Origin of the sequence: Niastella sp. OAS944 (assembly GCA_024809215.1) — a bacterium.
Taxonomy (GTDB): domain Bacteria; phylum Bacteroidota; class Bacteroidia; order Chitinophagales; family Chitinophagaceae; genus Niastella.
In genome coordinates, this window is the sequence record JANUBW010000005.1 from 189,509 (window position 1) to 214,993 (window position 25,485).

A 25,485-nucleotide genomic window follows, 5' to 3' on the forward strand; every position below is an offset into this window, starting at 1 on the left:
AAGCGCAAAATATTGAAACGTTCAGATATTTTTATATTTTTCACTTTATGAGTTTTAAATCTGAAATACAAAAGCTGATAAATGATAACCTCCAAACCTACCAGCAAAGCCATGATCGCTTTATTGCAGATTATAAACATGAATTAGAGCTTACAAAAGAATATAATGGAAGACAACTGTTAGAGTTACTGCAAAATGCCGATGATGTTGGATCTGATAGAGTTCGCATTGAATGGAATAAGGTTACTCAAAAGCTTATTATTAGCAACAAAGGCAACCCCTTTCAGGTTGGTGGAATTAAATCGTTAATGTTGGCCAATCTAAGCACAAAGATTAGCGCAGGCTATATAGGTAATAAAGGATTAGGCTTCCGTTCGATTTTAAATTGGGCCAAAAAAGTTGAAATCCGCAGCAATGGGTGCCTCATTACTTTTTCACCAGAGATAGCAACAGATGTTTTCGAGAACCAATTAAAACTCTCTGAACAGGAAAAACAAGATATCCGAAAAAAATATGGTCTTACTCAACAAACAATTCCATTACCGATATTGGCAGTCCCGTCTATAGAGGAAATTGAACTAACAAATGAATGGACCACCTCAATTGAGATCAAATATTATAAGGATTTTGAAGAGGATATTCACAGTCAATTGAAGGAATTAAAGGAAGAGATTCTTTTATTCTTGAATAATATTCAAAGTATAAATATTCAAGAAAACGAAGGCTCAATTGTGCTTGGCAGCCAAAAAGAATTGACTGCCGATTATGAAATTATTCAAATAAAAGAAAAAAAGTGGAGGGTGTTTTCATTATCCAATGTTTTGCCAGATATTTATCAGGACAAAAGCAAGGAGGAAAAACAGTCCTATAATTTAAAAGTAGCATTCCAGGAGAATCTTTCAGATAATTACAAAAAATTATTCAACTTCTTTCCAACGCAAGTGTCCATCTCCTTACCTGCAATCATACACGGCACATTTGAATTAAACAGTTCAAGGAATCATTTAAATGATTCGAAAAAAAATGAATACATTTTAAAGGAACTTGTAGAGTTATTAAGACATTGTGCTATATTTCTTACAAAAGAGAAAGTCGATTGGAGGCCGTATAAATTACTTACTCCTGTTTCAAAATCTTCCGATTCCAAGCTCATTGAAGACTTTTATACCAGGCTAGAGGATATCAAAAAAACAGAATCTATTTATCCTTGTATATATAATCATTACAATGATCTTATTAATGTTGTCTATTATAGTGAAGAGTTTAACGGCTTCATGCAGCAGCATTTCGGCCAATATTTCCCTGAAATGTTAATACCGACAGGTAACCAAATTGACGACACATTTAATGGCAAAGTATATGAACATTATTCTTTCGTAGAAAGAATAAATGACCTGTCAGGCTGTATAGCAGATTTACATTTAAGGGCAGAACTCATTGTTCAAATGGCCAATAATAACAACATTAGTGAAGATCAGGGCAAATTCTCATTGTTGGTTAATGAAGCATCTGAGATTATATCTAAAGACAGTTTGGCTTTCACTCCAGCTGTAAGATCTGATGAAATGTTTAGCATACCTAAGTCTGTGAAGATTGATTTTATGAAGTTGGAACTTTACGACTTACTTATTGGGAAACTTGAATCGCGGTTTGATAAAAGCGAGCTTCGTTCCAGAGAGTTACAACGAATTATAAAAAGAATTGTAAACATTCAGCCATATGACAGCAATAATGTTATTGAAAAAATAATTACGGGCACAAAAGATGCATTAAAGGTGCGAAAGCAGCCTGAACAACTAAGTATAATCCAGGAGATGGTTTCGGCCCTTTACGCTAATTATAAGACATTAGACAACAAAAAAGAAAAGATAAATTTAGTTGCCCCTCCGCTAATTTCAAAATCAAGGGCTGTGGTAGACTCAGATGAATTATTTCTTAGCGAAACATATCCAGCAGGGGAAATTATAACTTTAATTTACGAAAATCATTTGAGTGATGATGAATACCTTGCGGAAGTCAATTACTGGAATTTAAACCCGGAAGAAGATTCGTTGATAGAGAATTTTTTTATATGGTTGGGGGTAAATAAGTTTTCCCAAACTTACTCAATTGCTTATAAAGATGATCAGAAATTGCAATCTTATGTGGATTTTCTATTTGATCGGGATGTTGATTATTCAGAAGATTTTAGAGTAAGCAGGATTTCAAAAGATTTAAGTTTAACCGGTATTTTGAATTTTGAAACGATCAGAAAGCTCAAATTGAGTCACATCATATTACTTGCATTAAAAGATAGCGTTATTCGGCTATATCTTGAGCAGAATGAGCAGACAATCGATTGGCAATATAATTATTGGCGAAAATTGTATTCCCAATTTTCCTATATACGATACCAGTTTATATCTTCTGGTCTTTTTGTAAATTATATTCTTGAGGAAGGTAGTGAGCAATTAAACAAATTGATAAATAACGATTTTCTTTTAGATTATTCATTCTTCGAAAATTTAGGTTTCAATAAGGCTGAGGTCAAAGCAATACTTATAAAACTTGGAGCAAAAGAATCATTTGATGAGCTTAAACCAGAAAGTATTTACAATATTTTACATGTCATACCTCAAAAGGACGAATCAAAGAGTGGCAGATTAACTCAAACAATCTATAAAGCAGCTTTAGATAGCCTCGTAAAACAAAACTCGAATATTTCTGTTCCCCAAAAATTATTGCTATACGCCAAAAAGGGGGATAATGGAGCATACCTTCCCAATAATGAAATATTTTATTCCGACAACCCCATGTTGCCGCAAAAAATATTAAATACGTTGCCTATATTAAATCTGCAGAAACGGGCAGGAGAAGATCATGTTGAACAATATTTAGGGGTGAAAAGTTTGCGAGGGTTTAAAGTAACACTTAACGAAAGTAAATTGCAATTAAGCGCCATCAATGACGATATAAATATAATGATCGAAGATATTAAGCCTTTTCTTTTGGCTTATCGATTCAGTTCGCCCAATGTTAAAAAGAGCATTTCAGATGTGGATACCAAAAAAAGAGAAGCAAAACTATTAAAGCAATTTAAGATTAATATCGTAGTACAATGCTATTTTAAATTTGGTGACTCTGAGGAAATTACTGTTGAAGAGAAAGAATTTATTAATATAGATGATACATTCTACTATAAAACTACAGCCGTAACAACTGCGGAAAGCCTAAAAAAGAATTCCTTATTCTGCGATGCTTTTGCCGAGATGATGTGCATAATATTTAAAGTAAATGACTTAAAAAACGATTTTAGGCAGCTTTTCAGAAATGACTTGCATGATACCATCCATGTGGCAAATCAGGATTTGGGAAAAGATAAAATAGATGAAGCATATAATTTGCTGGGAATTTCAAGAACAGAAATAAACTTTTGGAAAAACATATTCAGATTAAAGCAAAAGCATCTAGAAGATTTTGTTGATAATTTCGAGACGCTTAAGCAAAAAGTGAGGAACTCCTTGGGCATTAACCTATCTGCTAATTACTCAAAAGCCGACATGGAGAACTTCAGTAACAAAGAATCATTTGACTTGATATGTCAGCTTTGTCGAGAATTAAATTTACAGGTTAATCAGATACTTTTGAACGGGCTTTTACAATGGCACCGTGCTCAATATGTTGCGGGGATCAAAGATCTTGAATTTGTATTTAATCAGTTGTTGTGGGAAAAGTTAAGGGATAATGTAACGGAGCAAAAATATTACATCGCTATTTTAAATAAGTATAAAAACGGGCTTATTAATGAAATGAAAGAAATTATTGACGAGGGAAAATACCAATTGACGATTGAATATCAAAAAAATCTGAAGACCGAAATATTATCTCGCTTTCATATAAATCTAGATCAAGAATCTTTAGAAAAGAAAACAATCTCCAATTTATACAACAAGTTATTACAACAATACAAAATTGAGGAAATTGATCTGCCAGAAGAAATAAGAAGTTTGTTATACTTTGAAGGCAATAGTTCAGTAATTGAAGAATGTTTAAAACAACAGTTATCTTCCGACGGAAACAAAGATGATTCAACAGAAAGGGATGAATTGATTGGTGAGCTCTTTAATGCATCCATAACAAAAAATACAACAAAAGTTCCATGGCCAAGTAGCCCGTCAGGAAGTAACTGGGTTCACTCATCATTGAATGATAAAGGTAAAAAACGTGCGGGTAAAAATGCAGAAAGACTTGTATATAATACATTGAAAAGTAAATACGGAGAGGAAAACGTTAAATGGGTTTCAGGAAATTCAACAACTCCCCATAAGAGCGATCAACTTCATTACGACATTGAATATAAAAATGAAGACGGTAATTGGAAATATGTAGAGGTTAAATCATTTAAAGAAGATAGGTTTATAATTTCAGGCCCGGAAAAGGAAAAGGGATTGGCTGAGCCTGATAAATATGAAATAGCCCTTGTAATGGATAAGACGATTTATATGGTGAATGATATATTTCAATTTAAAAAAGGGGAATCATTTGACAATAACTCAAATTTTGTAGCATATCCCAAGGATTTTTTCTTTGTGTTCAATGTGGCGGGTATCCAATCTACTGATCCATTTTCACCAAACCAAGAGTAGAATGTTAGAATTACAGGTATAACCGTAGGTATTTCACGCCTGCCGCGGTCAATAGTTATCTTGCAATACAGCACTGCCGAACTAAACCGACGCATTGCTTGTATGATCCTTCATCATGCAGCACCGGGCGCACACTTTGTTGCGTTGCAATGACGCGTTTCCGGCGCGTTTCCTCGCATTGCAGATTACATAAACCTGACCGCCGAAATGGAATGTCACTTTGCAGCGCCGAAATGTGACGTTGCAGCGCTGCACGGAGTAACAAACGCGCCGTTGCCTCACATTGCAGGCGCGCTACGCGCTCCCTCTGCGCTGCAAAGAGCTCTTGCTGTTCTGCAACGCCACGTCGCAGTCACACTTCCACACGTTGCAGTACAGCAATGACGTATAGTTGCACTGTAACGAGTCATTGCAGTACAGTTTATTGCTATAACAAACGTGTTTACTCTTTCTGCGCAGCCTACAACATGAGGCATCAACACTGAACATACTTAGAACGTAGCGTTTACGCCAGGTAGCGTGCCTGCAAGCTCAGCAAACACGTTGACATGCCCTTCTGGCAAGCCTGCAGCCTCACGTAACGCGCCATCACCGTCACCCTTCAACACAACAACGTCTTCCTGCAGCACTGCAATGACCAGAAAACAACCAACAACGTTCCGCACCAATTATACCGATTGGTATATTGGCTCAGACTGTGTACAAACAACCGGTTAAACAGTTGATTTGCATTTATTTGCGTGAAATATTGCCATCACCCCTCTATTTGCTTATTTTTGACCCATGACTGAAGAACAACATGTATTCAAAAAGATAGGGCTAATGGGCGACCGCGTATTGCGGCTGGCCGCAGTAGAGCTTTGTAATGAAATTATAGATAACAGGTATAAAGCTCCTGAAATTATCGATTACCTGTGTAGCAACCGGGTATTTGGCCTTATAGCCAGAATGAAGAAACTGCAGGCGCATAAGGATGATCCTGAGGTGAAGGGAAAATCAAGACAATTGGCAAATGCTTATGAGTATTCAATAGGTAAACTTTATTATGAAGATAAAGTAAAAGCAATAGCCACTGCGAGAGAAGACCTGGCTCATTTTTATGAGAACCAGGACCAGTATTATGTGAAGAAGGAGGCGTAAGCTGTTTCCATAAAGAATGAACCCTTCAGGTCTGGTGATCTGAAGGGTTTTATATTACTAAGCTAACTAACACACACAAACAAATACCCTCGCCATAAGTAACAGCGAAATGAAGTGTAATAATTGAATATTTATTAAATACAGATTACCAGACCTGGTATATTTCCCTTGAGCCGGTCAAATACATTTCATGGTACCCCGCCATTTTTTCTTTCATTTTTTTCATCAGCTCTTCGTTGTTCTTCTGTTCTTCCCAACTTCTTTCATAAGCAGTAAGGTTATCATACTGGCTTACCATTATTACCCGGTTGTACTGACCCGTCATATCGGTCATAACACTTACAAATTCCTTGCTTTCTGTCATTACTTCTTTAAACAGTTTCGCCAGTTTAGACGCATTACCTGGTTTGCAAATAAAAATGTCGTGTACTACGATCATGATTAAAAAGTTTAATATAAAGTTAAGCCGGAAGTTAATATCCCCAACTTCCGGCTTATAACTATAAATTTTACTTTGTTATGTATCCGAATAATCCTTCTTTTTCATCATCGGGTCCGGCAGCAAAATAAAGCCTGTTAGGGTCAATGGTTGAAGTGGCAGGAGGAAACATAATAGCCCATAACCCTTCTATTTCTATTGGTTGGCCTTGGCCCCTGAGTTGTCCCAGGAATTTTCCCTTTAAACTATAGGCATTGATATGGCCATCGCCAAAATTACCAACCAATATGGCAGGTTGGTTTTGGCCGTCTTCATCACTAAAGAATGTATCTGGCGCCTGAGCCACGCCCCATGGGGCATTTAATTGCTCGCGCGAAGCAAAACGTTGTTCAAGCATGCCATCGGCATTGTATATATCAACAAAGCCCTTGCCGGGGCCTTTTTCTTCTTCCCCATCGCTGCCAACTTTGGCGTATAGTACATATAATTTGCCGCCTACATTCTGAATATTGAACGGAGCGTAACCTGCAGGAAGATTGGGATCGCTAAAAGGCAAATTCACTGATGCGAAATCTTTATCCCATACATCAATTTTACCAGTAGCAAAATTGGCCGCATACAGGCGCCAGGCTTTTGCATCGTTTTGCGCCATGGTAACGCCGGTGTATACTGAACCTGCATTGTTTTTTATCACCAATGCGTTATTGCCTGCAGCGCCGTTCCAGCCCGAAAGAATACCATCAACGCCAACGAAAAAGAAACGGCCTGCTGCGTTGTTCGATAATTTGAAGTCGGCAGCGCTTGTGTCCATGTTAGCCACCTGACCTGTTGGATTGCCGCCTGTAGCGCCACCCGGCGAAGGAATGGCCACTTCGGGACGGGCAGCAAGCATGTTACCATCGCGATCGTAAACTGCCGATACATGTCCCTCCTGCGAAGAAACCCAGGCAATACCACTTGCGCTGAATGCAATACCCCAGGCATTGAGAAGGTGGGCGTCAATATGGGCCGGCTTGTATTCATCATTATTGCCCACAAGATTTACCTGGTTGTAATCTTTTAACCCTTGGGGATTTTTTCCACCAAATGGGTGGTCCATAAATTTATTGCAACCGGCATTTAGAATAATCATGCAAAAGATGGCTGCGCCCGTCAAGCCCAATTGACGGTATTTGTGCAATGTTACTTTCATACTAAACAGATTTAGTAGTGATCAATAACGGCCGGTAATTAGGGCAGAAGAAAAAGGTGCGGTGGAATATTATAATTACTACGATTGAAAGCAGCAAAGGTTGCCGTATTGGTGAATATCTAAATAAAAAATAGTATACTTGGCGCAAGTTTACACAAACCTGTTCTTATGTACCCAACAGCAACGAAAACATTCAGCGTTCAATTTCCTTCTGTATACGAGCACGTTCAACCATTGAATGAAAGTATAATGGCGGAACACAGGCAGAACGATAAATGCCTGTCGTATATAAACATCAGCTTACAGGAACTCAATACTTTTGATGATTACGAAGGCGATGACCTCCCTACCCGTTTCCAGGCGTTTTGTTTAGATGAACGCGGCACAGTTGAAGTAATTGCCGATAAAACACTGGAGGTGGCCGGTTCTATTTCTACTATAAGAACAGCACAAGCGCCTAACGGATCTTTTTATTATTTCGGCCTGCTGCCCATCAACAGTGAATATGGTTACCTCTTTATTGGTGATTGCCATAGCAACTTAGAATATTATGAACCGCTGTTTGATGACATATGGCAAAGCCTTAAGTATTTTGACAAAGCAGAGCCTGAACCTATATCATTTCCGGCCAATGGGGAAGAATTTTGGCAAATAGAGCATCATGTGTTTACACTAAATAAGGAGTCCCAATGTTATATTTCCGATGGCGATGGCGCGCTTAACGTTAAAATAGAAGCACAGGCGCCACACCGGTTGATGGATAAAGAGAACGATATCATCACCAGCTATGATAATGGTAAAGTATACCTGCAATTTTATTTTAAAGGCATTTATAATGCCGGTATCCCTACGGGTACATTTCATTTCGAAGATGAAAGTGATAACTCGTATTTAACTTATCTATGGAAAGGTGGTTTTCAATATTCACTACGCCTTACTGCCGATGTGATCTTACAAAATGGCTGGCTCACTATCAATGGTAATTTCAACGAATTCCCATTTAAGCTGGCGGTGAAATTACCTATACATAACCTTGACTGGAAAAATTACCGCTTCCTAAGTACAGAAGAAGTAAGTTCTGCGTCGCCCGATCTTGTTCGCCATCTCTGGTTGACCGACGTAAATCCTGACATACTACAGGAAACCATTCAACCGCTAACCCAGCTGCAGGTATTGTCTATTGATTATCGCGATAAAAAACTGGCGGCTGGTCTTACAGCGCTACCTACAGCAGTACAACACCTCACCGAATTAAAAGACCTCTCACTAACAGGTGTAGTTGCATTAGAAAGCCTGCCCCAATGGCTGGGTGATCTGAAAAAGCTGGAGACCTTCAGGCTTCAGGATAGTAAAGTTGAAGATCTCAATGAATATATATTCCAACTGCCTGTTCTGAAGAAATTATATTTGGGTAGAAATGAACTGCAATCCATTCCTGCAGTGCTGCCCGAGAACCTTGAACACCTGGTTCTTTCAAATAATAAATTAACAACGTTGCCTGCGTCTGTATCGGGATTAAAGTATTTGGGTATTGAAAACAACCCGCTGCAGCAATTGCCTGCCGGTTTGGAAAACATTCCCGACCTGGACCTGGAACTGGAAAAGAAAATAGCGTTACTTAATTATACCTATAAAGGCGCCGATGGCCAGGGAACCATTGCTTATGACGATACCCGTTTCTTTGCTAAATATGATCCTGAGCTGTTGTCTTTGTTGGAAGAACAGATAAATGCAACCGAACTGAATGAGTTCAAAGAAGGATTGACCAACCGTACACTGAGATCAATAGCGCTGGAAACAACAGAAGAAGACACCTATACTGTAAAAGGAAATCACCGTTTCGGCGGCCTGCCCGATCTGCCACCCGGCGTACCCTATCCTACTTTTATAGATTGGGAAAAACAGGAAAGAGGATTGCAGTTCATTGCCCAGATCAATTGTACAGCCATTGCACATTTACAGGATTATCTTCCCCGCACCGGAATGCTTTATTTTTTTATAACTGATCAGGAAGAAATGGGGCCGAAGGTTTTGTATTACGATGGTGATAGTAACAACCTGCAATCAGCGAAAGAGCTAAAGATCGACAATGATTTCATCTACGAGCAAAATGGTATCTATACCCCCTTCCGTGCCGAAGCCGGGAAATATGCCAGTATACCTTTTACATACAATGCGCACAGTTTATATCCCGAACTGGCTGAGATGAATGAGCTGTATAAAGAAACTGAGCAATTACAAGCAGGATTAGTTGTTGGTACGGTTAAACCTGAACATGGTATAAATTCATATGTATTCAAACAGCATGGTACCCCCGAAATAGAAGCTGTAAATAAGATGATGGGAAAACCTGAAGAATGGATGGTACTGTTGCGTGTAAGTTCTGATAATAACCCCGGCTTTTGTTTTTGGGATGCAGGTGAAATTTATTTTGTGATCCATAAAAGCGATCTTGATAAGAAAAATTTTTCGAACGTGTATTGCGGACTGGAAAGCAGCTAACGCTACAACTATTTGGCCCTGTATGCAACGTTCTGTACGCCTAACGGTGTCAACATAAAAAACAGAACCATGTCAATTAAAAAGTTATTGTATGTTTTAACAATGGGTGTATGCCTGTTGGCCGCCTGCAGAAAGAACAAATCGAATAGTGTAGAAGATGAGTTAATTAATAAAGCTAAAACGGAGAATCCGAATTGCATTTGCGATCCTTATATTAAAAAATATGAGTGGAAAGGCCGGATTGTATATCTGCAGGCTGTTGCCGGCCCTGCCTGTAGTTCTATCCCATGGTTTTACAACAGCAGCGGCGAACGAATTGAATTACCCGGTGGAACTACCTTTGATGAATTCTTTGCAGAAGCAACATTTTTAGCGGATGTATGGTCGTGTAAAGAAAAGCCCGGCGCTGTTCATCAATAAATTTCGTAAATGTGCCCCGAAGTTTCGGGGCACATTTATTATAACTTAAGTAACCCAACCTTGTGTAACGTATTCACCGGTTTGTTGTCCCAAAATAATTCAAAGTCTTCCAATCCGGCAGCTTTATAGCTGTCCATTACATCCTGTAGTGTCAGCATTTTGGCATTGGTGATAGACAAAGTTTTTAACATCTCCCCTAACCATATTCCCTGTTCGCGTGATACGCTGATGCTATATTTTTCGCGTTTATCCTGGAAGGTAAGCGAGGTTACTTCCCAGCTATTGCCTTTTTTACTTTTTGTAAATTGTTCTACAATGGGTGACCGGCCCAGATATACAACCCTGGTAGTAGGTTTGGCCGTAGTGTAAATGTCATGCTCCAGCGCCTTTTGAATATAGTCGGGCGGTACTTTGGTTTTAGGCACTTTAAAATCGAACCATTTTGACAGCGGATCTTCCAACCCAATGCCATGCATATAATTGAATAGTGACTTCTTCAAACCAAATGCAAATTCTTCATGATCGGCGCCCGTTTCGTCAATGTGCACCAGGTCGTTATTGGCAAAAGCGCCTACCAGGGCCGATTCTCTTTTTACCTGGAATTTCTCTGGTTGCATACCGACAGGGCTGTGCACCGTCATGGTAAACAAATGCCAGAAGGCCGACTGTAATACACCGGCTGCAAACATTTGTCGTACCATCTCCAATGAATCAATAGTTTCCTGTTCGGTTTGGGTGGGAAAACCATACATAAGGTAGGCATGCACCATAATACCTGCCTCGGTAAAATGTTTGTTTACCTGTGCTACCTGGCTTACGGTAATACCTTTTTGTATAAGCGCTAACAGGCGGTCGCTGGCCACTTCCAGTCCACCCGAAATAGCTATACAACCAGAGCGTTTCAGCAACAGGCAAAGATCGCGGGTAAAGCTTTTTTCAAAACGCACATTGGCCCACCAGCTCACAATCAGTTTGCGCCTTATGATCTCCAGCGCCAGTGCACGCATCATAGCCGGTGGTGCAGCTTCATCAACAAAGTGAAAACCGTTCTGTCCCGTTTGTTTTATCATTTCCTCCATACGGTCAATCAGCAACGAGGCGGCTATGGGTTCATATAGTTTGATATAATCGAGCGAGATATCGCAAAAAGTACATTTACCCCAATAGCAGCCATGCGCCATGGTTAGTTTATTCCAGCGGCCATCGCTCCACATGCGGTGCATGGGGTTTACCACTTCAATTGCTGAAATGTATTTATCGAGCAAAAAATCGCTGTAATCGGGTGTGCCTACCTGTGCCTGTTTGTAATCGGTACAGCTTTGGTTGTTGATGTATTGTACCGATCCATTCTGCAGGGTAAACGTTCTTTTCAGTTCTTCGGTTGACCGGTGGCCTTCTACCAATTGCACCAGTTGTTCAAGCGGCGCCTCGCCATCATCGAGCGAAATGTAATCGTAGAACTCAAATACACGCGGGTCGCTGAGGGATCGCAATTCAGTATTGGCAAAACCGCCGCCCATAGCCACTTTTACCTGGGGAAAGTGTTGTTTTATCCACTGCCCGCAACGCAGCGAGGCATACAGGTTACCGGGGAAAGGCACGGAAATGGCAACCAACTTTGGTTGTAACCTTTCCATATGAGCTTTCAGCAGCCTGATCAGCAGTTCATCAATAAACGTGTATTCCTGTTGCAGCGCATTATACAGTTCGTCGAAGCTGTTGGCCGAACGGCCCAGTTTTTCGGCATACCGGCTAAAGCCAAAATGCTCATCTATGCACTCGCTAATGAGGTCTGAAAGGTCCTCGAGGTACATGGTAGCAAAGTGTTTGCCTTTATCCTGTGTACCCATGGAGCCAAAAGCCCAGTCGAGGTCCTGCAGCTGTGCAAACCGGCTGGCCTCAGGCAACAACTCGCGTTTACAAATGCGGTGCGCCATGGTAGGGCTTTGTCCCTGTAAAAAAAGCACCACATCATCGATGGTGTCAATGTAATCGTCTTGCAGGGCCACCATGCGGGCGGCATTGTCGCTCAATGGTTTGTTAAGCTGATTAATACGGGAGAACAGTTCCTGGAGCCCCTCCCGGCAAAACAGGGCAAGCGTTACCTCTATGCCCAGATCGCTTTGGAACGAACGGATATTTTTAGTATTCAGAAAGCCCTTCAGGTAAGCCGTAGCCGGATATGGCGTATTAAGCTGCGTAAAAGGCGGAGTAATCAAAAACACAGGAACACTCAAGATCAAATAATTTGGTGCAAAATTAAGCTAAAAACAGGGTTCCCCCATGCGTTTAGGCAAGGGATACAGGCCGTGAGAAAATATCTAATTTTACGCCACTAAATATATGCAGACAACAGGAATTAAATGGAGAACGTTGGCCCCCGCCGCCCCGCTTTCCGACTTTGTGGAGAGCTTTTGGATGATCGCCAATAATACAAACCATGACCACCAGGTAGTGCTCATTCCCGACGGCAGGTTCGATATTATTTTTTCCCTGAAAAACAAGGACGGGCTTGCAGCAGTGCTTAGGGGTTTAGACACGCAGCCCGGCCCGGCCACTATTTCCGCCAATACCGCCTTTTTTGCCATTAGTTTTAAACTGCTGGCCGTTGAATACCTGTTACATGAAAAAGTTGATTCACTGCTTAATGAAGGCGCCGTTTTACCGGCCGGCTTTTGGAATGTTAGCAAACATGATCTGACAGATCTGGAAGTATTCGCTGAAAAGGTGTCGGCACAAATGATGTCAATGATAAAACCCGGTATTGACGACAGGAAAAAGCAATTGTTCCAATTGATCTATTCATCCAATGGAACATTAACTGTAAAAGAACTTTCTGAAAAAGTATTCTGGAGCAGCCGGCAGATAAACAGGTATTTTAACGATCAGTTTGGAATTTCCTTAAAAGCGTATTGCAGTATCATGCGCTTCAGGGCATCGCTCCATCACATTAAAGCCGGTAAACTATTCCCCGAACTTAATTATACCGACCAGACCCATTTTATAAAAGAAGTAAAAAAGATGACCGGGGTTACACCCAAAGAGCTGGCTAAAAATCAAAACGACCGATTTATACTATTATCGGCCCTGCCTAAGAAATAGCTTTGTGTTATGTTAATACACAACAAGAAAATAGCTATCATCGGCGGCGGCCCCGGCGGGTTAACCTTAGCCCGCTTACTACAACTAAAAGGCATCAACGTAACCGTATACGAACGCGATAAAGATAACAATGCGCGTATACAGGGCGGGGCCCTGGATTTACATACCGGATCGGGCCTGGCAGCCCTTGACAAAGCAGGTTTACTAAACGAATTTAAATTGCATTACCGGCCCGGGGCCGAACTTATGCGGGTAGTAGATAGCCACGCCAACATACATTTTGACGATCATCTTGAAGGGAAATACGAAACTTTTGGTGATGAGCATCACCGGCCCGAGATCGATCGCGGCCCATTACGCGATCTACTTTTGAACTCATTGCAGGCCGGCACTGTAGTTTGGGACAGTCATATTTTATCAATTGAAAAAGTACAGGATAGCTGGCAAATAAACTTTCAAAACGGTAACACCGCCATTGCTGATGTCGTAATTGGCGCCGATGGCGCAAACTCGAAAATAAGGCCATTTGTTACTGACATTAAACCTGTATGGGCAGGTGTAACTATGATAGAAGGCTCAATAAAAGATGCAGAAAGAACGGCGCCTCGTATTCATGCGCTGTTGAAGGGTGGAAAGATCTTTGCTTATGGAAACGCACAAACGCTGATCGTAAGTTCAAAAGGCGATGGCAGTTTAGGCTTTACAACAAGCTGGAAAACCGACGAGCACTGGTACAAAACGAGTGGTATTGATTTTAAAGAAAATAAACAGTTACTGAAATGGTTCAAAAAAGAATTTTCAACATGGAGCCCGGTGTGGCACGAATTATTTGAAAGCGAAACCACGTTATTTATTCCGCGGCCGCAGTATTGTATGCCGTTAGATCAGCATTGGGAAGCACAACCCAACATCACACTCATTGGTGATGCCGCACACTGGATGCCGCCATTTGCCGGTGAAGGTGTGAACATGGCTATGTTAGATGCGTTGCAATTGAGTGAAAGCCTAACCAATGGAAGATTTACAAGTATAAAAGCCGCCATTGCCAATTATGAAAGACAAATGTTTGCGCGGTTTGCCGAAATAGGTGCGGGCACTATGTTCAACACCAACTGGATGCACGAGCCCAATGCGTTGAACGATATGTTGGCGATGTTTGGAAAGGTATTATAACTTTTTATCCTGTTTTGCAAAGTCAATTATTTGCTGACATGCTTTCGTGAATGTTGAGGTGTTGGGTGGGCAGCCGTGTACAATAACAATTTTATACCTGTCCCTTGTATTAGCTTCCAGCCAGAACCCATAGCCATCTGTTCCTATTTGGCTGCATGTTATTTTGTGCGACAACGACCAAAAGCCAGACGAGTTAATGTCATGTATTAAAGAATTGTATTGACTTTTGGTTATGGGAACCAGGGTTGTAATAGAAGAGAATTTTTCAACTTTACGATCATAAAGAATTAACGGGTTGCCTCTTTTAACAACCATGGAATCTTTATTAAATGTGATGATCATGCCATTGCCAAACGCATCAAAGTATGATAGTCTGAAGGTTTCTTTGGGCTGTTGTTGTATACTAAGGTTGGGTTCGTTAAATGGTTTATAATAACGCCAGGCGGTCCTATACAACAACGCATCCTCTTTAGAAGAAATATCTTTCAATTGATAAAAGTATAAGTTACTATCGCCGGCAGCAATTGTTTTGGGATAGGCATAACCGCCTTCGGGATATGTTGAGGATTCTCTGCAACAGACAATAAAGATTGAAAATATGAGGATTACATATTTGGCAGGCATTGGGCATCGTTTCGGTTATACGTAAGATGCCCAATGGGTATATTTCCATATTATTTTTTTGCCGGCTGCCAGGCTTTTCCGTTCACCTTCACATTTTTGAAGTTCAGGTTTTCTACTTTACCAACTTTGAAATCGGTGCTTTTTAATTGTACATCAACATTTGAAACCTGTATGTTATCAATGGTAGTTTGGTCATGACCGGTGAGCTCGCCAAAGGAATCAGCGGTACCTTTTATATTGGATATTTTAATATTACGTACCACAGCTTTGGGTGGCGCCTCACCTTTCAGGTCGAAATACTGGGTCCAGGGCGACACTTTAAAAATTACACCACCATCTACCAGGGTAATATCGCTCATGGTTACATCTTCATATTGTTGCGGTGTATCGGGACGAAGCTTTAGTCTTAACACCGTTGGGCCAAGCGTGGTACAACGTTTAACATCTACATGGCGAACAATGGTGGCCTCACTGCCAAAGGTTACAATACCACCGCCTGCTTCGAATATGCAATCACTGATCTGGATGTTCTCAACAGGCGGACTATCCTGATCTTGTAAGGCAAAGGGGCCTTTAGAGCCCTTTAACGCGATACAATCGTCGCCAACGGAGAAAAAGCAATAGCGAATGGCAATGTCTTTTCCACTGTCGATATCGATACCATCAGAGCTTGGTGCATGATGGTAAGGTTTGGGGCCATCCGGCGCCTGAAACCGGCAATACTCTACGATCACATTCTGGCACCGGTAAAGATGCAGGTTCCAGAAACCTGAATTTAAAAAGGTAACACCGCTTATTTGTACATCCTTTGAATTTTGAATAAAGGCCAGTCGCGGACGTTCAACGTTTAAGTTGGTCGTTTTTTTATCAGCATTCCGCCTGTTATAGAATTCTTTCCAAAAAGGTTCACCACTGCCATCGATGGTGCCTGAGCCGCTGATGCGTAAATGGTGAACACCATCACCATTGATCAATGCCGTGCGCCAAGGTTCAAAATGGCCTTCAATACGGGTGTTTAATTTGGGATAGTCGTTTATGTCGGTAGAACCTTTAAGCACGGCGCCACTCTCAAGTTCAATATTAACACCGGGTTTTAGAAAAAGGGCCCCGCTTATGAAAATACCTTTGGGAATAACAAGGGCGCCGCCGCCATTTTTTGCGCATTCATCAATGACAGCCTGAATGGCTTTTGTATTGAGGGTTTTGCCATCACCTAAAGCGCCATGATCGGCTATATTGTAACGACGTCCAAGGTTCTTTGCTTCGACATTTGATAATAACAAGAAGCCGAATACGGCAAGCAAAAGAGAATGATTCATTGTCAAATTTACAAATATTTAAATTGGTAATTTTAGCAGACTGGTTTGTTGATCTTTAAGTTGCAGGCGCTGACATTTTTTTATATTTTACCCCCGATAATTGAAAAAACAATGAACCTGTATTGTAGAAGTATTCTCCTGGCGGCTATACTTTTTTCCGTGTTTACGGGCGTAGCGCAAAAAAGATCTGCTGTCAACCATGATAGACCACAGAAGATTGTAAGATCGGAATTTGATAAACTTGTTGATACCTCTATCGTTTTACTCAAAAACAAAAAGCTTTCAGATATTTCAGACACTGAACATATCAATATCATGATGTGCCTTAATACCATGTTTTTGGCTCATGATCATTTTAGCGGTAAACCAATTTATAAGGGCGGACGATATGACAGGCTTGTAGATGTTATACGGGAAAAAGATTATACAGGTGGTATTACCAGGGTATATCAGTATTCATACAACAGGGGAATGGGATATTATTTTCCAAAACTCGATATCGAACTTTATGGCACCCCACACTTGTATGCCTGTTTTTCAGTTGAGGAAGACTTTATACCCCGACAGAATGCAGTGGAGCTTTTCAATAAATACAAGCAGGTTATTGAATGGAAAAAAGAGGTTATTGTAGATAACCCCACTCCTATCTTTGGTGATATAAATGGAGATGGTAAGGAAGATTGTATTATTTCTTATGTTATGACATCCAAAGCCGGTGGAAATGCGATCGTAGGGCACGATGCCATCATTTACGTGAATACCGGAACGTCTATGAAAATGACAGGCAGCTTTCCTTCATTTAATTTTTGCTATACGCTACATCACATCAAAAACCAGGTGATCTACGCAACAGAATATGAATGCCAGCCGCCCTATAATACGGTTTCACAGGAAAGGAAATTCAGCTATGCCGAGGGAGAGATCAAACTTATTAATTAGCATTTAAAAAAGCAACGTTATTGATCTTTTATCTGTCAGATAGTTTTTCATTTTGTGTTAAATCCTGTAGCCATGTTAAAGCGGATACCCATTTTCTTTTTATCGTTAATTATTGCATTTAATACCTACGCCCAAAGATCATCTAAATGGGGTATTGAAATACGGCCTTTCTTTTACACTGACAATTATGGAATAGAAACGTATAACTGGCCACATTTGTTTGCCGACGGATATGCACCGCTTGTAGATAAAAATAACCTGGAATTTGGTAACGGGCCCAAAGGAGGTTCATTTAGCATAGGCATCGACGGTGCCGGCGCAAGGCTTGATGTAGTAAGGCATCTGTTTCCGATTGCAGGCAGTGATAATAATCGGGTAGACTTGTCGCTGGGAGTAGGATATAAAAGTTATAAAACTAAAAAGTATTTTTCTCCGCAATACTACTACCCAAAAGATACAACCATCAGGTATCAGTATAATGACCTAAGGTTGCGGTATAACCAGCGGTATGCCGATTTGCAAACCAGGGCTATTTATAAAATAATGGGCGCCAAAAGCAATACCGGATTTTATTTTGGTTTTGCGCTTCAAATGTCTTTGGCATTGGGAGGAAACATACATGAAGAGTTTCGCAACGTGGAAGAGTGGTGGAACCCGCCCCCGGCCAGTGTTGGCTGGTCATCTACCGATCATGGGTTCAGTTATAATAATGCACCGGCAAAGAAGATCAATTATTTTTCCTGGAGCATTCCTGTTGGGGTTATTACAAAGGTTTCTGATCATATATCGCTGTTGCCAGAATTCAGTTACACGCATAATACCAATAGAAAGTATTATTACCCTGATAACTACGAGGGCAAAAGAAAATCCTTTTCACAAGGCTGTTATATATCTTTTGCGGTGAGGTATGATTTTTAAGATAGTTAGCTAATTAAATCCTTTTCTTTCAGAAAATCGAATATTTGCTTATGTAATAAAAAGGAAAGTAAAAAACAATATGGCGGAGGCATAAAGACCTTTTTTCATAATGATGGTGCATAACACAATATACGGTTTTAATGTATTTTCGCCGTATGATCGTAGCAATTGATGTACACTACAAGGAAAACACGGCCAAAGCGGTAGGCGCGCTTATACAAAACTGGGGCGATGCTGCAGCTGTTCAACATGTGATCAAATACATTGATTCTGTTGCAGAATACGAACCCGGCGCTTTTTACAAACGGGAATTGCCCTGTATACTGGAAGTGTTACATCAGATTGACCTCTCCTCTGTAACCTATATTGTTGTTGATGGGTTTGTGGTGCTCGATGATTTGGGTAAACCCGGATTAGGCGCTTATGTTTATGAGAGTATAAACCACAAGGTGCCGGTTATTGGGGTGGCGAAAAGCAATTTTCACCAGAACCTCAAAAATGTGATACCTGTTTTGCGTGGCGAAAGTAACAACCCTTTATACGTAACTGCTGTTGGCGTTGACCTGCAACAGGCTGCCGAATTTGTTAAAAATATGCATGGTGAATTCAGGCTGCCAACTGTGTTAAAGGAGATGGATAGAATTACTAAAGAAGAATGATCTCGCGTCCTTTATTTTATTACAATTGATCTTACACTTAAACTAAACCCACTAAAGCAACCGATAACATTCTCCCCTTCTATTGTATTCAAAAGTTTAACGGGTGTTGAAAAGGGGCCGCCGTTCGATCTTGCTTTATTGAAACTGTCCCAGAAATTATACACTTTTCTTTCAACGCCGGCCATAAAATAGCTTACGGAGTCTGTTAACAGAAACCCATAGGAATGGGTAAGGTGAATATACTCACCGTTCACCAGTTCATCACTACCGGTAATAAACCTGTTTGAGCCTAGTCCACCCCAGCCAAAGTTATCTTTGTCGTATCCATGGCGCCAGTAATGTAATATTGTATTTCCAATGGTGTCCGGGTCTTTATAATGGACCGTAATGCGTGCTTTCTCTAAAGTAGAGTCGCCATCATCATCCAAATAATGAAAGCCACTTGTAAGGCTGTCTACCGGCACTACGGGCAATAACTGCGTAATGGCCGAGTAGTGTTTGCCCTCTGCATCGATCTCAAGCAGGTAATGTTTTCCCGGTGTGCCTATTAACGCTCTGTTTAATTGGTTGCGCGATATCATGCTATCGAAGTAAACACCGGGCAACATGGCATTGCCAAATTGTGGCAGCTTGCCTTCAATTAACCGTTTCTTTGTAGCCGTGTTCCAGTTATATACATTATTAGCCTCCAACGTGCCTTCTGTAATAGTAACTGTGGCGCCGGTTACCGGAATATTTTCAAACCCATTATCATAATACCCCTGGCTGCGGCCAAGTATAACGTAATTATACAGCGGCAATTCGTTGTTGATGTATGCCTCCACTATAAGTTGCGGCACATTATCTTCCAGCTTTATATCAAAGTTCCGTTCACACGACATAAACATCACTATCAGTGCTGTTATAAAAGTGAAACGATATATATTGACTGTTCTCATAGTTTAAAATTTGAAATTCCACGTTACTCCAGGCAGCACCGGAAAAAGAAATACCTGTTTTCCCTGTACCTTTCGTTCGTCCTCATCAACATCTATATATATGAAGTATGGGTTTCGCCGGTTATAAACATTATACAAACTAAAAACCCAATTGCTCTTAAACCGTTTGTTGCTATTGGGTTTATGCGTATAGGTAAACGCAAGGTCCATGCGATGATAGGCAGGCATGCGATAGTCGTTGATCTTGTTGTATTGACTGATATTGGTAAAGATGGGTTGTTTTTTATCACTATCGTAACCCAGGTTATACAAGAACCGGCCGGTGGGCATGGTTAGGGCATTACCGGTGCCATATACAAAAACGGCTGCCGCTTCCCATTTTTGACTTAAACGATAATTGGCCACAACGCTTACATCGTGCGTACGATCGTACCGGTAAGGAAATGACTTGCCTTCATTCATCTGGGGGAATGTTCTTTCGGCCCTGCTCAGGGTATAACCGATCCAGCCATTGAGCCTGCCGGTTTTCTTTTGGAAGAATAGTTCCAGTCCATAAGCTTTACCGGTGCCAAAGATCATTTCACCTTCAAGGTTCTGGTTCAATAACAGCCTGGCCCCGGGTTTAAATTCCAGTTGGTTGCTCATGGTTTTGTAATAAGCCTCGGCGCTTATTTCGTATTGGCTATTGCGAAAGCTTTTGAAATAGCCGGCGGCTATTTGATCTGCTTTGCCAGGTTGTATCAACCGGCTTGCAGGCACCCACAGGTCGCTGGGAAAAGTAGCCGCACTGGTGGTTGCCAGGTGCAGATACTGTATAGTACGCGTATACGATAGTTTAACGCTGGCTGCATTGGGCAGTTTATACAGCAGGTTTACCCTGGGTTCCGGGTATTTAAAACGGGCAATACTCTGGCCTCTTTTGTAATATTCTGTTTCACCGGTTGGTGAACCATCGGCGCCATATATAACCCGCTCTGTGGGGCCAATCTGATTAAAATAACTATACCGCAATCCTGCAACCAGGTTCAGTTTAGTAGTTATGTCGATATCTGTGCTTATATAACCTGCCGCTTCGCGTGCATACTGATCATGGATCTGGGTCTGAAATTCCTGTACACCTGCGGTGGAACTTCCGGCTCCGGGTCTGAAGATGTGCCAGGTATACTGAAAACCGGTTTTCCATTTTACCCAGTTAGTTGGGGTATAGGTCCAGTCGTTTTTAATGGAGTGGTCGGTAAGGCCCGAAGAGAAAACAAATCCATTGGTGCCAAATATTACGCGGCTGTTCAAATTGAAATCATTGCGCACGAGTGATAATTCCTGTTTCCATTTTTTATCTACCTGTTGTTTCCAGGTAAGTCCCAAAATGGTATTTCCCCAAATGGCATTGAATTCGCGGGCCGGGCCGTCATTGTCATCATCGGCAAATGTGAAATTGTCTTTACCGGTATAAAAAGTGAGATAAAGCGTGTTGTTATTATTGATGATAAAGTCGGCCTTGGCGTTTATGTCGTAGAAGTAATAGCCGTTTTTACCAATACTATCGGGCGCAATTAATTTGGCTACCTGGTCAATATAGGTACGGCGCGCGCTTATAACAAATGATGATCTTTTTTTTATCAACGGCCCTTCAACCGAAAGCCGGGAAGAAATAAGCCCTACACCGCCGCCAATTTTGAGTGAGTCTTTATTGCCCTCACGGCTATTGACGGAAATGACGCTGCTTAAACGGCCGCCATATTCAGCGGGCATACCACCTTTTATTACTTCGATGTTTTTTACTGCATCGCCATTAAATACGCTAAAGAAACCGAGCAGGTGATTGGGATTGTACACCGGAATACCGTCGAGCAAAACGAGGTTCTGATCGGGCCCGCCGCCGCGAACATAGATGCCGGCGCTTGCTTCGCCCCCATTTTTTATACCAGGTAATAATGTGATCGTTTTTATGGGGTCCACTTCACCTAGGATCATTGGTAATTTCTGTATTTGGGACATTTCCAAACTGTGGACGCTCATCTGATTCCGTAAAACATTGCGATTGGCGGTAACAAAAACATTCTGTAATAAACTTTCCCGCCCTTTTAGTAGAATTTGAAAAGTAGTATCATGATTGATGGTAACCTGCTGTGTGGTAGAGTAATGTCCTACAGCGCTTGCCACAATGCGATATTTTCCTTTTGGCAAAGTTGTAAAAAAGGAGCCGGCAGAATCGGCCAGTTTTTCTTTTGTATTTATCCTAATGGTGGCATTTGCAACCGGAAGTTGCACACTATCAAGTACTTTAATTGTTACAACGTGATCCTGGGCATGTATGGTACAGATTGATAACGCAAGAAACACCAACACCAAAACCAATTTTTTAATGCTATTTTCATTTGCCACTTTCATCACCGGTAAATTAATATATATACTGTTAACTAGTTATTTTTTCCGCAGGAAAAAGCTTAACAGGTTTACGGTATTTCAAAGAAAAATGGATGGGTGGCCCATGAAAAAATCAACCCTGTCCATCCCGGTTTAACCTGGGACAGGACAGGGTTGCAAATCGTTGCATTTGTGCTATTATTTTGCTGCTGTATTAAGTGTTGCCGGTACTGTTGTAACAAACCGGTATTTACCCGATCCCACCTTTACCACTACGTATTTATCAGCGGTAGTGGTTGCCTGCATTTCTTTTTGGCTGGAAATGGTTTTGCCATTTTCGGAAATGGCGTCGGCACTGGTGCCGGGAATATGAATATCGGCAGTGGTGTTGGCTGGTATTTCCACTTCCAGCGTCAGTTCATTTCCATTGATCGTCCAGCCGCTGCTGGCGATTCCGTAATTGGTTTGCAGCGTGGCTGCGGCTTTGGTTAACCCTCCGCCAGGATGTGGTTCTATCTTAATATGCTTATAACCAGGTTTGTCCTCATAAGTATCCAATCCTGCCATTACCCGGTACATCCAGTCGCCAATGGCGCCATATGCGTAATGGTTAAAGGAGTTCATGCTGGGTGTTTGAAATGAGCTGTCGGGTTTTTGTCCATCCCAGCGTTCCCAAATGGTAGTAGCACCCATTTTAACCGGGTATAACCACGATGGGTATGTTTCCTGTAACAATAATTGATATGCGAGATCAGTATAACCAAACCGGCTCAACACATGGCACAAATACGGCGTACCCAAAAACCCTGTAGTAAGGTGGTTTCTGTAGGCTTTTACGTTTTCTACCAGCCGTGCCGCCGCCTGTTCACGTAACTGTTCGGGCAGCATATCAAAATTCAAGGCCAGCACATAGGCGGTTTGGGTGCTCGAAACCAACCGTCCATTAGGCGTAAGGTATTCTTTTACAAAGGCCTCTTTTACTTTATTAAGCAGGCTTTCGTAAGTAGCAACGTCCTCTGTTTTACCCAATAGTTTAGCGGTGTTTATCACTATCTGAACGGAATTGGCGTAAAAGCACTGGGCAATAAGGAATTTGTCGGTAACGGCGGCTTTGCCGTCATTGTCGTCGAACGGACGGTAGAAAAGCCAGTCGCCATAGTGTGGTCCGCTTTGCCACAGGTTGTTCTTACTTTGGCCCTGAATATAACCCACCCAGGCTTTCATGGTCTTGTATTCGTCTTCGAGGATCTTCTTATCACCATAGGCCAGGTAGGTGTTCCAGGGAAGAATGGTCACCACATCGGCCCAGCCGCTTGAGCCGCCCGATTTGGGGCCAAGTACATTGGGAACCACACTTGGTATAAGGCCATCTTCGCGTTGATCGGCTGTAACATCATGCATCCATTTGGCAAAGAAATTATACACGCCAAAATTGAAGGCTGCGGTACGGGAAAATGCCTGTGCATCGCCCGTCCAGCCCAGGCGTTCATCACGTTGCGGACAATCTGTTGGTACATCGAGAAAATTGCCCCGTTGCCCCCATTGTATATTATGTTGTAACTGGTTTAGCAAGGGATGCGAGCTGGTAAAAGAGCCTGTTGGTTGCATGGCAGAATACAGGGCCACCGCTGTGAAGTTCTCGGGTTTTATTTCACCGGGATAACCTTCTACCTGTATATAACGGAAACCAAAGAAAGTAAAATGCGGTTCAAAAACGTTTTCTTTTCCATCAAGTACATAGGTGGCTGTTGCTTTGGCGGCACGCAGGTTTTCGGTATAGAAGTTTCCGTGCTTGTCCAATACTTCAGCATGTTTTATTATTATGCTGTCGCCGCTATTGCCTTTTGCTTTTACTTCAACCCAGCCTACCAGGTTTTGACCGAAGTCGAGCACCGTTTTGCCACCAGGTGTTTTTAGCACTTTAATGGGTTTGAACGTTTCATGTTTTTTTATCGGCTCATTATAGGTGGCAATGAGCACATCTTTTGAATAATTCTCCGTTTTTACATTGCTCCAGCCGGCGTCATTATACCCCACATTGGCCCAGCCGGCTTTGTCCTGACGCATATCTACGGTTTCGCCATGATAGATCTCGGTATAACGGATAGCCCCGGTAGAAGATCTCCAGCTGTCGTCAGATACTACCAGTTCGCTTGTGCCATCGGTATAGGTAATAGCCAGTTGAAACAACAGGCCGGCATCACTGCCAAAAGTATTTTTGTTGCCATTCCAGGCCAGGTCGCTGCGGTACCAACCGTTACCAACGGATACGCCTATGGCATTTTGTCCGGTTGCCAGCAGGCTGGTAACATCGTACACCTGGTATTGCAGGCGTTTTTTATAGCTCGTCCAGCCTGGGGTAAGATAGTAGTCCCCTACCCGCTTGCCATTGATCTGCGCTTCGTACAAACCATGGGCCGTTATATAGGCGGTGGCCGTCTTTATTTTTTTACTTGTATTAAATGCTTTTCTGAAAAGAATGGCCGGGCGAGTCTTCAGGTCTTCGGCAAAGCCAGGGTTTATCCATTGCGCTTTCCAGTCTTCAGTTGATAATAAAGCTGTTTGAAAAGATGCAGGTGTGCTCCAGGGCGTGCTGCGGCCGTTATTGTCCCATACTCTTACCTGCCACTGGTATTTGGTGGCGGCTTGCAGGGGTTTACCGGCATACGGCACTTGTACCGATTGATCGCTGCTAACTTTTCCGCTATTCCATACGGCACTATTGCCGGCTGTTACTTTTATTGCAAATGCGGTTTGCATAATGCCGCGCTGATTGCCCGCCAGCTGCCAACTGAAACGGGGCGTTGTAACGTCGATGCCGATGGGGTTCACTAAATTTTCTGTACGTAATTGTTGTAAGGTAACCTGGGCCGCAGCTTGTTGCAGGCATAATAAGCTAAAACATCCGGCTATTAGCAATTCTTTGTTCATTGGCAGGCAATTTTGTTTTTTGAGATCAGGAAGGTAAGAAAAAGCCATAACGGGCCATCCTGTAAAGTCCTGTACTATTATATTTTTTCAATTCTCATTTATGCATACGATTGCAATGCCTGCTACCACCAGTTGTATTAATAAAAAAGCTGCTTCCGATCAAAGAAGCAGCTATAACTGTTAGCTAATTTTATAAA

Annotated in this window: 17 protein-coding genes; 9 read left to right on the forward strand and 8 right to left on the reverse strand. The window is 41.7% G+C overall.

From position 1 onward, the window contains the following. Positions 1 to 47 precede the first annotated feature (47 nt). Together GGD38_RS21565 and GGD38_RS21570 are read left to right on the forward strand one after the other, a co-directional pair. Entirely contained in the window at positions 48 to 4,625 is a 4,578-nt protein-coding gene (locus GGD38_RS21565) for a DUF3883 domain-containing protein (protein WP_375301271.1), read from the forward strand. A 783-nt stretch (positions 4,626 to 5,408) separates the two neighbouring features. After that, positions 5,409 to 5,765, forward strand: a complete 357-nt coding sequence (locus GGD38_RS21570) for a hypothetical protein (protein WP_375301272.1) — start codon at positions 5,409 to 5,411, stop codon at positions 5,763 to 5,765. A 145-nt stretch (positions 5,766 to 5,910) separates the two neighbouring features. Here GGD38_RS21570 and GGD38_RS21575 read toward each other — a convergent pair whose 3' ends face one another. Together GGD38_RS21575 and GGD38_RS21580 are read right to left on the reverse strand one after the other, a co-directional pair. Then, positions 5,911 to 6,204 carry an NIPSNAP family protein gene (locus GGD38_RS21575; RefSeq protein ID WP_375301273.1) on the reverse strand — a complete coding sequence of 98 codons (294 nt, stop codon included), beginning with the start codon at positions 6,202 to 6,204 and terminating at the stop codon, positions 5,911 to 5,913. A gap of 70 nt (positions 6,205 to 6,274) precedes the next feature. Then, positions 6,275 to 7,396 carry a TIGR03118 family protein gene (locus GGD38_RS21580; RefSeq protein WP_375301274.1) on the reverse strand — a complete coding sequence of 374 codons (1,122 nt, stop codon included), beginning with the start codon at positions 7,394 to 7,396 and terminating at the stop codon, positions 6,275 to 6,277. A 168-nt stretch (positions 7,397 to 7,564) separates the two neighbouring features. Between GGD38_RS21580 and GGD38_RS21585 the strand changes: the two genes are divergently transcribed. Continuing rightward, entirely contained in the window at positions 7,565 to 9,898 is a 2,334-nt protein-coding gene (locus GGD38_RS21585; RefSeq protein WP_375301275.1) for a DUF1963 domain-containing protein, read from the forward strand. Between the two features lie 69 nt (positions 9,899 to 9,967). Continuing rightward, complete coding sequence (locus GGD38_RS21590; RefSeq protein WP_375301276.1) at positions 9,968 to 10,318, forward strand: hypothetical protein; 351 nt, start codon at positions 9,968 to 9,970, stop codon at positions 10,316 to 10,318. 38 nt (positions 10,319 to 10,356) lie between these two features. On the opposite strand, the gene GGD38_RS21595 is transcribed toward GGD38_RS21590, so the two are convergent. After that, positions 10,357 to 12,555, reverse strand: a complete 2,199-nt coding sequence (locus tag GGD38_RS21595) for a B12-binding domain-containing radical SAM protein (RefSeq protein WP_375301277.1) — start codon at positions 12,553 to 12,555, stop codon at positions 10,357 to 10,359. 106 nt (positions 12,556 to 12,661) lie between these two features. Here GGD38_RS21595 and GGD38_RS21600 point away from each other — a divergent pair, with 106 nt between their 5' ends. Together GGD38_RS21600 and GGD38_RS21605 are read left to right on the forward strand one after the other, a co-directional pair. Beyond that, the gene (locus GGD38_RS21600) at positions 12,662 to 13,420 is read left to right on the forward strand and encodes a DUF6597 domain-containing transcriptional factor (protein WP_375301278.1); all 759 of its coding nucleotides are present in this window, start codon (positions 12,662 to 12,664) and stop codon (positions 13,418 to 13,420) included. Positions 13,421 to 13,429: 9 nt separating this feature from the next. Further along, positions 13,430 to 14,593 carry an FAD-dependent oxidoreductase gene (locus GGD38_RS21605; protein ID WP_375301279.1) on the forward strand — a complete coding sequence of 388 codons (1,164 nt, stop codon included), beginning with the start codon at positions 13,430 to 13,432 and terminating at the stop codon, positions 14,591 to 14,593. Here GGD38_RS21605 and GGD38_RS21610 read toward each other — a convergent pair. Then, positions 14,588 to 15,217, reverse strand: a complete 630-nt coding sequence (locus GGD38_RS21610; protein WP_375301280.1) for a hypothetical protein — start codon at positions 15,215 to 15,217, stop codon at positions 14,588 to 14,590. The genes GGD38_RS21605 and GGD38_RS21610 overlap by 6 nt on opposite strands. Before the next feature lie 50 nt (positions 15,218 to 15,267). After that, positions 15,268 to 16,536 carry a glycoside hydrolase family 28 protein gene (locus GGD38_RS21615; protein ID WP_375301281.1) on the reverse strand — a complete coding sequence of 423 codons (1,269 nt, stop codon included), beginning with the start codon at positions 16,534 to 16,536 and terminating at the stop codon, positions 15,268 to 15,270. A 111-nt stretch (positions 16,537 to 16,647) separates the two neighbouring features. Here GGD38_RS21615 and GGD38_RS21620 point away from each other — a divergent pair, with 111 nt between their 5' ends. The 3 genes from GGD38_RS21620 (at position 16,648) to GGD38_RS21630 (ending at position 19,052) form a co-directional block, all read left to right on the forward strand. Beyond that, a complete protein-coding gene (locus tag GGD38_RS21620; protein WP_375301282.1) occupies positions 16,648 to 17,475 on the forward strand; it encodes a hypothetical protein in 828 nt (275 codons plus the stop codon). Positions 17,476 to 17,547: 72 nt separating this feature from the next. After that, on the forward strand, positions 17,548 to 18,393 hold the full coding sequence (locus GGD38_RS21625; RefSeq protein WP_375301283.1) for a hypothetical protein: 846 nt from the start codon (positions 17,548 to 17,550) through the stop codon (positions 18,391 to 18,393). 155 nt (positions 18,394 to 18,548) lie between these two features. Beyond that, positions 18,549 to 19,052: an endonuclease V gene (locus GGD38_RS21630; RefSeq protein WP_375301284.1), complete on the forward strand. Its 504-nt coding sequence runs from the start codon at positions 18,549 to 18,551 to the stop codon at positions 19,050 to 19,052. Between the two features lie 11 nt (positions 19,053 to 19,063). Here the strand turns inward: GGD38_RS21630 and GGD38_RS21635 are convergent, their stop codons facing one another. The 3 genes from GGD38_RS21635 to GGD38_RS21645 form a co-directional block, all read right to left on the reverse strand. Beyond that, positions 19,064 to 19,990, reverse strand: coding sequence for a DUF4249 family protein (locus GGD38_RS21635; protein WP_375301285.1), 927 nt, complete (start codon positions 19,988 to 19,990; stop codon positions 19,064 to 19,066). Between the two features lie 3 nt (positions 19,991 to 19,993). After that, a complete protein-coding gene (locus GGD38_RS21640; protein ID WP_375301286.1) occupies positions 19,994 to 22,381 on the reverse strand; it encodes a TonB-dependent receptor domain-containing protein in 2,388 nt (795 codons plus the stop codon). Between the two features lie 174 nt (positions 22,382 to 22,555). Continuing rightward, entirely contained in the window at positions 22,556 to 25,288 is a 2,733-nt protein-coding gene (locus tag GGD38_RS21645; protein ID WP_375301287.1) for a family 78 glycoside hydrolase catalytic domain, read from the reverse strand. Between the last annotated feature and the right edge of the window lie 197 nt (positions 25,289 to 25,485).

What these genes read in the sequence shown, in the direction of transcription:
- GGD38_RS21565 (WP_375301271.1), top strand. Translation starts at nt 48, where the DNA reads ATGAGTTTTAAATCTGAAATACAAAAGCTGATAAATGATAACCTCCAA.
- GGD38_RS21570 (WP_375301272.1), top strand. Translation starts at nt 5,409, where the DNA reads ATGACTGAAGAACAACATGTATTCAAAAAGATAGGGCTAATGGGCGAC.
- GGD38_RS21575 (WP_375301273.1), bottom strand. Translation starts at nt 6,204, where the DNA reads ATGATCGTAGTACACGACATTTTTATTTGCAAACCAGGTAATGCGTCT.
- GGD38_RS21580 (WP_375301274.1), bottom strand. Translation starts at nt 7,396, where the DNA reads ATGAAAGTAACATTGCACAAATACCGTCAATTGGGCTTGACGGGCGCA.
- GGD38_RS21585 (WP_375301275.1), top strand. Translation starts at nt 7,565, where the DNA reads ATGTACCCAACAGCAACGAAAACATTCAGCGTTCAATTTCCTTCTGTA.
- GGD38_RS21590 (WP_375301276.1), top strand. Translation starts at nt 9,968, where the DNA reads ATGTCAATTAAAAAGTTATTGTATGTTTTAACAATGGGTGTATGCCTG.
- GGD38_RS21600 (WP_375301278.1), top strand. Translation starts at nt 12,662, where the DNA reads ATGCAGACAACAGGAATTAAATGGAGAACGTTGGCCCCCGCCGCCCCG.
- GGD38_RS21605 (WP_375301279.1), top strand. Translation starts at nt 13,430, where the DNA reads ATGTTAATACACAACAAGAAAATAGCTATCATCGGCGGCGGCCCCGGC.
- GGD38_RS21610 (WP_375301280.1), bottom strand. Translation starts at nt 15,217, where the DNA reads ATGCCTGCCAAATATGTAATCCTCATATTTTCAATCTTTATTGTCTGT.
- GGD38_RS21615 (WP_375301281.1), bottom strand. Translation starts at nt 16,536, where the DNA reads ATGAATCATTCTCTTTTGCTTGCCGTATTCGGCTTCTTGTTATTATCA.
- GGD38_RS21620 (WP_375301282.1), top strand. Translation starts at nt 16,648, where the DNA reads ATGAACCTGTATTGTAGAAGTATTCTCCTGGCGGCTATACTTTTTTCC.
- GGD38_RS21625 (WP_375301283.1), top strand. Translation starts at nt 17,548, where the DNA reads ATGTTAAAGCGGATACCCATTTTCTTTTTATCGTTAATTATTGCATTT.
- GGD38_RS21630 (WP_375301284.1), top strand. Translation starts at nt 18,549, where the DNA reads ATGATCGTAGCAATTGATGTACACTACAAGGAAAACACGGCCAAAGCG.
- GGD38_RS21635 (WP_375301285.1), bottom strand. Translation starts at nt 19,990, where the DNA reads ATGAGAACAGTCAATATATATCGTTTCACTTTTATAACAGCACTGATA.
- GGD38_RS21640 (WP_375301286.1), bottom strand. Translation starts at nt 22,381, where the DNA reads ATGAAAGTGGCAAATGAAAATAGCATTAAAAAATTGGTTTTGGTGTTG.
- GGD38_RS21645 (WP_375301287.1), bottom strand. Translation starts at nt 25,288, where the DNA reads ATGAACAAAGAATTGCTAATAGCCGGATGTTTTAGCTTATTATGCCTG.